7 protein-coding genes are annotated in these 5347 nt (G+C 39.4%); 3 read left to right on the forward strand and 4 right to left on the reverse strand.

Annotated features, from left to right (window positions below; translation table 11 throughout):
- Positions 1-67: 67 nt before the first annotated feature.
- From LC605_RS30705 to LC605_RS30715, 3 genes are all read right to left on the reverse strand, one after another.
- Positions 68-448: a GNAT family N-acetyltransferase gene (locus LC605_RS30705; RefSeq protein WP_229551191.1), complete on the reverse strand. Its 381-nt coding sequence runs from the start codon at positions 446-448 to the stop codon at positions 68-70.
- Between the two features lie 210 nt (positions 449-658).
- Positions 659-1114, reverse strand: a complete 456-nt coding sequence (locus LC605_RS30710) for a hypothetical protein (protein WP_229551192.1) — start codon at positions 1112-1114, stop codon at positions 659-661.
- A gap of 261 nt (positions 1115-1375) precedes the next feature.
- Complete coding sequence (locus LC605_RS30715; RefSeq protein ID WP_229551193.1) at positions 1376-1843, reverse strand: cyclic nucleotide-binding domain-containing protein; 468 nt, start codon at positions 1841-1843, stop codon at positions 1376-1378.
- A gap of 697 nt (positions 1844-2540) precedes the next feature.
- On the opposite strand from LC605_RS30715, the gene LC605_RS30720 reads away from it, so the two are divergent.
- The 3 genes from LC605_RS30720 (at position 2541) to LC605_RS30725 (ending at position 4103) form a co-directional block, all read left to right on the forward strand.
- On the forward strand, positions 2541-3215 hold the full coding sequence (locus LC605_RS30720; RefSeq protein WP_229551194.1) for a cadmium resistance transporter: 675 nt from the start codon (positions 2541-2543) through the stop codon (positions 3213-3215).
- Between the two features lie 10 nt (positions 3216-3225).
- Positions 3226-3348 carry a hypothetical protein gene (locus tag LC605_RS33200; protein WP_267868721.1) on the forward strand — a complete coding sequence of 41 codons (123 nt, stop codon included), beginning with the start codon at positions 3226-3228 and terminating at the stop codon, positions 3346-3348.
- A 128-nt stretch (positions 3349-3476) separates the two neighbouring features.
- Entirely contained in the window at positions 3477-4103 is a 627-nt protein-coding gene (locus tag LC605_RS30725; RefSeq protein ID WP_229551195.1) for a pentapeptide repeat-containing protein, read from the forward strand.
- A gap of 1145 nt (positions 4104-5248) precedes the next feature.
- Here LC605_RS30725 and LC605_RS34925 read toward each other — a convergent pair.
- A partial coding sequence (locus LC605_RS34925; RefSeq protein WP_369010378.1) for a glycoside hydrolase 100 family protein occupies positions 5249-5347 on the reverse strand: 99 nt, incomplete at its 5' end.

Here is a 5347-nt window from a genome sequence, read left to right on the forward strand (position 1 = left end):
ATCCAGCTTAATAATAGTAATTCCTATTTAGCTCTAGTAAATTCTCCTAATAAATAGTTCTTATGTACTAAATATATCCGTCTCCTTGGGGTGTGACAGTTGTGGGTGCGGAATGTGGGTTATAAATCTTAGCGTATCCTCGGTTCTGGAAACCAACAAATGTCATAAAGCCGATTTCCGCATATTGATCATCAAAAATACCTATTTCGACAACACCAACGTGTTGGTTTTGTGGAGTTATTGCAACCCATTTCAGCCAGATCATAGTCTCGTTATCGGGTGATTTTTCTAGCGCGGCGAACTTGAATTTTTGCTTAACCTCTATAAGGGTAGGGATTTGCTCCTCAAGATATTCATACAAATGTGGGTTGCTTATATAGGAGTACAGCATCTCGGCGTGTTGTTCTGTAACCTTTTCTAGATGTAAGATTACCGCGTCTGTTGCCATGATTTTTCCAATTCTCTATAAGTTGGTGCGAAAAAATCAAAGTATGTTATGTTACGAAACGTAAATAGGCTTAAAATCTTTACTAATGACCAATAACCAATGACCAATGACCAATAACCAATGACAAATGACAAATGACAAATGACAAATGACAAATGACCAATGACAAATGACAGCCTTAGCCAGTTAGCTTTAATTGCGCCGACCTACTTAACATTTATAAACACTACCATTATTAATATCTCTTTCAGCCTTAAAGAGGTTTTCAAAAGCATAAATATTGAAACTTGTGCGATGTTCTCGATACTGATGATTATCTCCACAAGCTACCTGAATATCATCAATAGACCAGTCAGCAAAACCAATTCCCTTAGAATCTTTTAGAACTATCCGTATTCCCGGCATTTCGGTTGTTCCTGTTCTCCAACCTTTAGAAGTAATGTAATAGGACAAAGTTGCTTGAAATTGATGATCATTAGACTTAATTAGTATCAATTTCATGTCATCCAAAACAAAATGTTCTTGACTTCTATCAAGTATATTGCTCAAGATCCATCTATTATTCCATTTATTAACTTTGCTGGATGAGTCTGGAGTCTCTATAGGTTTAGAAGGTTCTAACCTCTCATAAGAAGAAGTTGTCGCCTTTTCTTGAGTAGTACTCATATTAATTTCACATCCATGAGATAAGCGATTGTAATCCTACCTCAATTAGGTGTTTTGCCGATATTATTCTTAATAAGTTGCTATAAATTAACGTCAGTTCGACACTTACAAAAGGGCAAAAAGCTTGCTAGATATGAATTTAAGAAATTGGGTAGGTATAGTGATGGCGAAGATTTATGGACAATCGGCAAAAAAAGTGACAAAAAACACGCCCGTCTAAAAATAAAAGATTTGCCCGCACAGGAAGCAAACCGTTATTTCTCACTCTCTGCTATAAGTCCCTGGATTTGTCCGTGGGGAATTCGTTACATTGATATCGTCATTCAATCTGCGAATCAGACGGGATAACTCACGAATGATATTCACCGCAATTTCGGGAGTTTCTTCGATCGCATCATACAGTTGCTCTTGGGTCAGTTCTAAAAATTCACAAGGTTCCAAAGTCGTTGCGGTGGCGGAACGAGGTTGAGTATCAAATACTGCCATCTCCCCGAAGTATTTTCCCTGTTCCACCTCTGCAAGTAGTTTATTGCCAATGTGAACTTTAACTCTACCTGAAACGACAATATAGAGCGATCGCCCTTCTTCTCCCTGTCGAAAAATGGTGTAATTAGCTGGAAATGACAATTCGTTCATTACTGAAGTGAGCCGCACAATAAAATCATCCCGCAATTCCTTAAAAATCGGGACTCGCCGGACAAATAATAAACGGTCAACACTGGTTAGCATAATTACAAATTAAACATCAAACATTACTGTAAATTTTAAACCTAAGCCAGAGCGCAACTAGTTATGTTAACCGATGTTGAACCCTAGCTGCCAAAAATATCTGAAAATCTACTGACACAAAACTACTTAGTACAGATGCAGCATAAAATCGTGGTGAATTGAGGGTTGAAATTTAAACGCATAGGCGCAACTCTTGGAGACGCACTCGCGTTCGCCTTCCCGCAGGGTAGGGGCGCAAAGGGAAGTGCATAGGCGCTTCGCCTTCCCGTAGGGTAGGAACGCAAAGAGAATTCGCTACGAATTTATGAAATATTGTACTTAGCATCTCTTCAACAGGAGCGATCGCACAGAAGCTTCTCAAACAATACCTCAGTAATAGCCATTCTCTCGTTCTTTATGGCAATGAGAACAACATAGTGGTAAATTTATCAATCACTTTTATTTATCTTTTTAAGAAACAAGAGTATTTGCTCTTATTTCGTTGAAAGCCATAATATTGACTTCATCAGCTCCCAAGGTACCTTGCTGAGTAAAAAATCACCAATTTGATTGAAGGCGTAGTTTATTGTCATTTGTCATTTGTCATTGGTCATTGGTTATTAGTAAGGGTTTTAAGCTTATTTACGTTTCGTAACATACTTGGTTTTTTCACACCAACGTACTTACAAACAGCATTGAATTATGGTGAGCAACAATTATGACTTGGCTAATTAGTACATTAATTATTGGAATTTCTGTCGCTTTTGCAACTACCTTTGATGACAATTTATATTTGACAGCTTTTTTCGGAAAAGTCAATCGCAGCTTTCGTCCCAAGCATATTGTTCTCGGTGAATTTCTGGGATTTACTACCTTAGTATGTGCTAGTCTCCCTGGTTTCTTCGGCGGTCTGATTATTCCCAGCACCTGGATTGGTTTGCTAGGTTTGCTTCCCATCGCCATTGGTATCAGTAATTTCATCAGTCAAGAAGAGCAAGGGGAGACAGTGCAAGCTGTGTCAGTTGACTTAACCTCTCCGATCAAATCTGGACGCCTGAAGAAATCACTATTGGCAACCATCCGCGATCCTCAAACTTACCGCGTTTCTGCTGTCACCATTGCCAATGGAGGAAACAACATTGGAATCTATGTACCGTTGTTTGCCAGTAGTAATCTTCCAAGTTTGGGTGTAATTTTGTGTGTTTGCTATTGCACTGTTGGGGCGTGGTGCTTACTCTCTTATAACCTGACTCGTAATCCTCTGATGACTCCCGTTTTAACTCGCTATGGTCGAAAAATCTTCCCCTTTGTCTTAATTTACTTGGGACTCTCTATCTTAATTAAAAGTGAAACATATCGACTTTTACCTAGTCTGGCAATGCTTGGGAATTAGGTATGAGGCGATGTCTACGACGGGCGTAGCTGGGATACCTGATCTGAAAACTTGTTTGGGATGCGATGTCCCTGATGTCACCAAAAAAATTAGCGATCGCTTCCCATTGAAAAAGATTTTATCATCACTTTAATTTATCAATTGGAATCGAAATAATATTTGCTGCTATCAATCAACATATCTAGACTGAAAATAAAGCACATTATTGATGGCTTCTATAAAAGCAAACCCACCACTGTGAATCATCATAGGAAGGAACTAATGAATCAATCCAACTCAAAAAAATTAACTCAGTGGCTCATAACTGCCGTATTTCTAGTAGTTGTCGCGGGATTTTCTCTCCTTGTCCAGCCCACTGCCATAGCACAAACAATAACACCATCCACACCTACGGAATCTGAACTAGCTCCGGTTCCATCGCCAATGGAGTCTTTAACAGCACCAATAATAGCTCCCGTTGTAGCGCCAATAGTGTCTGTAGCAGAAAACGTTAGACGTTTATTACAAACCAATGAATGCGTCGGGTGTAACCTGACTGGGGCAATGCTAAAGGATGGGAATTTGCAAACGGCAAACTTGGAGAGTGCTAACTTACAAAATGCAGACTTAGAAAGAGCCAACTTACAGCAAACAAACTTACAGGGGGCTAACTTACAAGGAGCAGATTTAGGTAAGGTAAACCTTTCGGGAGCAAACCTGGTAGGAGCAAACCTATTTGATGCAGATCTAGAGAAAGCCAACCTCTTGGGAGCAAACCTGCAAACAGCAAACCTGCAAAACGCAGACTTGGAAAAAACAAATCTCACAAATGCAAACATCCAGGGGGCTAACCTGATGGGCGTTGATTTAGAAGATGCAATCAGACCGGAAGGATTCGCGATTCAGTAATTAAAGTGACATACTCCTACACTGTATGCTTCCAAGACAATCCGGCTACTGCTGTGCGTAGGCTCTTGGCTTTAGGAGGTTGTTTGAAAAGGTATTAAGTTGTATAAAGATCCCCTCTAACTCACGCCACTTCCTTCAATTGGCGTGCGTTAGAGGGGATCTAAAACTTTTTATACTAACAATAGGACTTATGAAATTTTTCACCCCTTCATCTTGCACAGGGCTATTTCATTCTAGACATAACCCAATACACTTGGGTTAAGCATTTCCTCCTTCTCTCTTCTCTCTTCTCTCCGTGTTCTCTGCGCCTCTGTGGTTCGTAAAAAAAAAGAGTTTGAGCCTTAAGTGAACCGTATTGAGACATAACCCACCCGGAACTGAAGTTCCTGGCTCATAGCTAAAGTCCGTTAAAACGGACTATAACCTTTTTTCAGTCGTCTTTAGACGACTTTCGCTATTAGACTCAGAATTCATTCTGAGGCGGGCTAGAGGAGAATGAAATAGCCCTTCATCTTGCATATTCTGAAAAAACGTTATAGATTATTAGATTATGGGGGAATAGTCTGACTTGTTAGTGTCAAAAACTAATCGGGTTCAAGTAAATATACCGCAACCAGTTTTAACTTCACACGAACCATAAACAGCGCTGAAGATATGTTTTTTTGGTAAAGCAAAGATTCCAGGCATACAACGGAACAAGAAATAATCTAAAAATATATCTTGTGTGACTGTTTTTGAGAATAATGTTACTACTTGCGGTGGGTAAGAAGAACTATAATTCATCAAAAGAGTAATTGACATAAATCTGTATAAATGTGAGCAGATTTATTCCTTGTTAGTTGATTAATTTTTCTCCCAATTATATTTCAATACCGTTCAGTTAAGGTGCAACATCAATTGGAGATTCCCCTTAGTCCCCCTTAAAAAGTGGAAAAATAAGGCATTTTGAGCAAGCCTTTTTAAGGGGGGTTGGGGAAATCGACCCTTAACCCAAGCGGATTGAATTATATTTGCTATTCCCAGAAGCGTTTTTGTTATGCTGAGAATAGCAAAAATAATAAATGAAGACGCATCTACCACAAAATCACAATCCAAATGGAGTTATTCTGGCGATGCACCTAAACGAACTGGAAACTACTGAAAATTTAAAAGAAGTCGATGAAGCTTGGCAAGCACTGATCGTAATTGAGTGCCTCTACAGATGCATCGTAAGCGGCTACCGTCCCAACGGGGCGACCTTGATA

It is taken from the genome of Nostoc sp. CHAB 5836, from assembly GCF_020829445.1.
Classification (GTDB): domain Bacteria; phylum Cyanobacteriota; class Cyanobacteriia; order Cyanobacteriales; family Nostocaceae; genus Nostoc.

Excerpts from the sequence above, each read along its gene's own strand:
- LC605_RS30705 (WP_229551191.1), bottom strand. The coding sequence starts at position 448 with ATGGCAACAGACGCGGTAATCTTACATCTAGAAAAGGTTACAGAACAA.
- LC605_RS30715 (WP_229551193.1), bottom strand. The coding sequence starts at position 1,843 with ATGCTAACCAGTGTTGACCGTTTATTATTTGTCCGGCGAGTCCCGATT.
- LC605_RS30720 (WP_229551194.1), top strand. The coding sequence starts at position 2,541 with ATGACTTGGCTAATTAGTACATTAATTATTGGAATTTCTGTCGCTTTT.
- LC605_RS30725 (WP_229551195.1), top strand. The coding sequence starts at position 3,477 with ATGAATCAATCCAACTCAAAAAAATTAACTCAGTGGCTCATAACTGCC.
- LC605_RS30710 (WP_229551192.1), bottom strand. The coding sequence starts at position 1,114 with ATGAGTACTACTCAAGAAAAGGCGACAACTTCTTCTTATGAGAGGTTA.
- LC605_RS33200 (WP_267868721.1), top strand. The coding sequence starts at position 3,226 with ATGTCTACGACGGGCGTAGCTGGGATACCTGATCTGAAAACTTGTTTG.